Consider the following 4099-nt stretch of genomic DNA (forward strand, 5'->3'; position numbering starts at 1 on the left):
TTGCAAGCCCGCGCGCGACAACAAACTCCTCCATGACCCGCCGCTGATTGGCTAAATCCGGCTTCTGAGCGGCACTGGACACTCGGCAATAGACCACCACGCGAGTGGGTGCCTTGCCGCCCGAGCGCTGAAGGCCGCGGAAGTCGGCCAGTTGCTGTTCGGTATAGACGCGCCGATTGCTATCACTTCGAGAGGCCGGAATGAGCCGACCCTCGCGTTCCCATCGCTGCAAAGTCTTCACAGACACGCCGAGCATTTCGGCAGCCTTTCCAGTGCTATATGTGCGCTCCATGGCAATAATTATACACTTTTGCACACTATTTCAAATACTAGAGTCGGTCTCCTTCGGATCCATGGCCCCCAGGTCCTTGACGATTTCGAATTTCGTGCCCTTCACCTGGGCGATATACATGTTCATCCGGACGTGATGCTGGCCGGGCACCATTTCAGCCGGGCCGCCCGGCCCCTGAGCGATCTTCGCGTGGTCCAGTGCTTTGATCACACCATCCTGGTCCAGTGAGCCGGCTTCTTTTACCGCCGCCTCCCAGAGTTTCAGGCCACGGTACATGCCGGTGGCTGCGCTGCCAGCGGTGAATTTGGCGTCGCCTGGATAGAGCTTGTCATACTGCGCCAGCAGTTCCTTGCTAAAAGGATCGCTGACGTTCTGGTAGTAGTCGAGGCAACTGTACAGGCCCTCCACTTGTTCCGGCGGAAAGAAGCCCAGGAAGTTCTCCTCGAAGTACGTGCACACGAGCTGGCCGCCGCGCTTCATGAAGCCGGACTGATGGAGTTGTTCGAGGAACGACCCCAGGCCGGGCGGAACTATCGTGTTGAATACCACCTCGGCTGCGCTGGAGATGATCTTTTCGATTGTCGCTCCATAGTCGGTGTGGTCGAGCGGAAAGTACTCCTCGCCGACGATCGAGCCGCCATGGGCGGTTGCCACCTCACGCAGCTTCCTGTTCATCGTGCGCGGCCAGATGTAATCAGCCGATGGGCAGTAGAACTTCTTTGCTCCGGTTTTCTGCATCAGCCATGGAATCGTGGATTCAAGCTGCTGAGCCGGCACCGGGCCGGTGCAGAAGATCAGCGGGTGGCATTCCTCTCCTTCGTATTGCTCCGGATAGATGTAGAGCTTCTTGCCCTGCAAGACAGCAGAGCCCTTGATGGCTTGCCGCATGGAGCTGTAAATGCCGCCCAAGACAACGTCGACCTGATCTTGCTGGACGAGCTTCCTCGCCTTGGCTTCCCCGACGCTATCGGTCGTTGCGCTGTCCTCGAGGTACAGATCGATCTTCCGTCCCAACAAACCACCCCTTGCGTTGATCTCATCGATCACCATTCTGGCCACATTTGCATTGGCGATACCCAGGAACGAGAGGGGACCTGTCATGTCGGTGATGACGCCCACCTTGACGGATCCACTTGTTGATTCACTCATCGGTTCTTCTCCGCTCAAACGATCGGGTATCGGCGAACACCCGACGGCCACGATCAGTAGCGCAAGGCAAGGGCGCCGGCTTGCACCGCTAGCCGGGCGATATGGTCAAGACTAGTCCATTGGGGCAGTTTTTCCTGTCCGCTACCTCATGCGACTGGTGCTCCCGTTCAAGTCAAGAGTCAAGACGACCAATGACAGCTACAAGTTGTTAGGCAAGCGCCACATGATCGAGGGTGCAAGTGGCTGCTCAGGTCGATCATGCAAACCTCCCGATGAAAAGTAGCGGGAGCGACTTGCTGCGAAAGGTATGCGGCAAGCGGTATGGCGGCGACTGCCGTTAGCGCGGGCTCGACATGTGGTTCCCTGAGATGTTCGTCGTCCTTCAGGACACCGTTATGAGCCCCGCCGCTTTGCTCCAGGCCTCGCCACAGCGTCAACTCCCTTATGTGCGGTGGGCAACGTTCAACACGCAGTAGCGGCAGCAAATCGGCTTGTCGCTCAAGAGCGATATTGATAGGCTGCGGTAGTCTTACCTGCCCGATAGCATGCCGCGATCCGGAAGTCCGCCATGCGGCGAGCGCCATGGATGAGGAGGCGTGATGGCAAATGACAAGGAACCGGGGTCCACGCTGACGCGCCGGGAGTTCCTGCGCACGGCCGGGCAGGGCGCCGTGGCGTTGAGCCTTGGCTCGGGCGAAAGCACGCAGGCCGCAACGCCCGATGCCGACAAGCCAGCACCCGCCATGGGTGGCCGCCCGGCGGGCCCGTTTAACATTCTCTTCATCCTGGTCGATCAGGAGCGCCATTTCCAGCCTGGAGACCTGCCGGCGGACTATCGCCTGCCCGCACACGAGCGCCTGGCGAAGAGCGGCACCACGTTTGTGAACCATCAGATCAACTCGTGCGTCTGTACGCCATCGCGCTCCGTGCTTTACGCGGGGCAGCACATCCAGCAGACGCGGATGTTCGACAACACCAACTTCCCGTGGATCAGCAGTATGTCGACCGAGACACGCACGCTCGGCGACATGCTTCGCGACGCAGGCTACTACACCGCGTACAAGGGCAAGTGGCATCTCACCAAGGAATTCGAGACGGTCAACAAGCTCGGCACACCCACCAAGATCTTTACCGCCGAAATGGAAGCCTACGGCTTCTCTGATTACGTCGGCATTGGCGACATCATTGCCCACACAAGCGGCGGCTACCTGCACGACGGGGTGATCGCCGCAATGGGCGTGAGCTGGCTGCGCGGAAAAGGCCGCGAGCTGGCGGCACAAGGCAAGCCATGGTTCCTCGCGGTCAACCTGGTCAACCCGCATGACGTGATGTTCTACGACACCGACGCTCCCGGAACCGAGGTCCAGGCAAAGCGCGGACTCGCCCATGTCGCCCGCGACCCGGTTGACCCGCTGTATGCCAGGCAGTGGGACTTCACGCTGCCGGCAAGCCGGGCGCAGGCCCTCGATGCGCCGGGGCGGCCGCCGGCGCACCGCGATTTCCTTCGCTCGCACGATGCGCTGGTCGGCGCCATTCCAAACGAGGACGCGCGCTGGCGCCGGCGGCACAACTACTACCTGAACTGCATGCGCGATGTGGACCGCAATATCGCGGCCGTCCTGGCCGAACTCGACGCCAGCGGCCTCACCGACAAGACCATCGTGATCCTCACGTCCGACCACGGCGACATGGATGGTGCCCACCAGCTCCACGCCAAGGGCGCCGTCTCGTATCGGGAGCAGAACAACGTCCCGCTGATCATCGCTCACCCCGCCTATCAGGGTGGCAGGCAATGCCGCGCAGTCACATCGCACCTGGACATCGCGCCGACCTTGATTGCGATGACTGGCATCGGCGCCGACAAGCGCGTTGCCATCGTCAAGGGGCTGGCAGGGAAGGACTTCTCGGGGCTACTCGACGCGCCCGACCAGGCAGGCCTGGAAGTCGTCCGCAATGGCGCGCTGTTCTGCTACAACATGCTCGCCTATCTCGATGGCGACTTTCTTTTCAAGGCAGTGGACTACCTGCAAAAGGGCGGCAAGCCGGACCAGCTCAAGAGCGCCGGCATCCGGCCCAACCTGATGAAGCGGGGCGCGGTACGTTCGGTCTACGATGGACGCTACACCTTCGCACGGTACTTCTCGCCCAAGCAGCATAACCGGCCCACCACGCTGGAACAGCTCAACCGGTTCAATGACGTGGAGCTATACGATCTGCAGGCCGACCCGTTCGAGATGCACAATCTGGCGGCAGACAGCAGCCACCGCGATCTGCTTCTCGCCATGAACGACAAGCTGAACCGGCTGATAGACGCTGAAGTGGGTGAAGACCGTGGACAAATGCTCCCCGGTGGCATCGATGCAGGGTGGGACGTCACGGCGGAAACCATGGCCGGCGCATGATGCATCCGGGCCGATGCCCGGGGATCAATTCCCTGGCCCCCAATGCGCCCTCCAACTCGACCGGTTGAATCCATTAGCCAGGACCGGCCGTTGGCCGGCGCTTGCAGGTGGGCATTCAAACGTCAGCTCTTTTCAGGAGCGACCTCTCCTCCTTCGCCGGGTGCGCCCGCTAAGAGCGCGTTATTGGAATCCCATATCGGCAACACCTGGAGCGGATTACCTTGGTCGGAGTGCTGGACCCAGCCTGGGCCCGGCC

General features: G+C 61.0%; 3 protein-coding genes. 1 reads left to right on the forward strand and 2 read right to left on the reverse strand.

Annotation, left to right across the window (positions count from 1 at the left end; all coding sequences use genetic code 11):
• The coding region (locus AC1DO7_RS39920; RefSeq protein ID WP_477117467.1) for a MerR family DNA-binding transcriptional regulator at window positions 1–256 on the reverse strand (256 nt) is incomplete at its 3' end.
• Between the two features lie 66 nt (window positions 257–322).
• Window positions 323–1441, reverse strand: coding sequence for a substrate-binding protein (locus AC1DO7_RS39925; RefSeq protein ID WP_441614079.1), 1119 nt, complete (start codon window positions 1439–1441; stop codon window positions 323–325).
• Window positions 1442–2040: 599 nt separating this feature from the next.
• On the opposite strand from AC1DO7_RS39925, the gene AC1DO7_RS39930 reads away from it, so the two are divergent.
• Window positions 2041–3843: a sulfatase family protein gene (locus tag AC1DO7_RS39930; protein WP_441614080.1), complete on the forward strand. Its 1803-nt coding sequence runs from the start codon at window positions 2041–2043 to the stop codon at window positions 3841–3843.
• Window positions 3844–4099 lie beyond the last annotated feature (256 nt).

Source organism: Cupriavidus sp. 05N40 (assembly GCF_056397305.1).